The sequence below is a fragment of the Haloferax sp. Atlit-4N genome (assembly GCF_003383025.1).
Classification (GTDB): domain Archaea; phylum Halobacteriota; class Halobacteria; order Halobacteriales; family Haloferacaceae; genus Haloferax; species Haloferax gibbonsii.
The window spans coordinates 1-446 of sequence record NZ_PSYY01000116.1 but is presented as its reverse complement, the minus strand read 5'-3'; the positions used below and the strand labels follow the sequence as shown (position 1 = coordinate 446).

General features: G+C 63.5%; 1 protein-coding gene. It reads right to left on the bottom strand.

All coding sequences use genetic code 11. The features are described from left to right. Positions 1-292 (bottom strand): hypothetical protein (locus tag C5C07_RS20840; RefSeq protein WP_199522803.1); only part of this gene is annotated, 292 nt, incomplete at its 3' end. Positions 293-446 lie beyond the last annotated feature (154 nt).

Below are 446 nucleotides of genomic sequence, written 5' to 3'. Positions count from 1 at the left end.
CCTCATCCTTGCCGCTGCGCTCGCACAACGCCTGGAACTCCTCGACAGAGGCGAACACGTCGTCCGGCAGGTTGGAGTAGCCGTGGATGTACAGCAGGATCTGCCGCTGCCTGGCCTCCTGTAGCCGGCCGAGGAAGGCCTGACTGCCGACCTCGACCAGCTTGCGCTTGCTCTGCCGTTCGCAGAAGTACACCGAGTTGCTCGGCGCGTTATTGTTCAGGTCGAAGGAGAACGGGCGGTCGATCTCGGTCTTGATCGAGCCCTTGGGAAAGCGATTGGTGATGAACAGCATGGCGATGCTCCCTGGCGGTGGCTGACGGGGGCCGCATGGGCGGCGGGCGCGGCAGAACAGCGAGGGAGAAAGGACTGACAGCGGCGCACTCCAGTGCTTCCGATCTCTGCCTTGTTTCACGTTAGGTCGGCGTTGCGCTTTCGCCAGTCAGCGG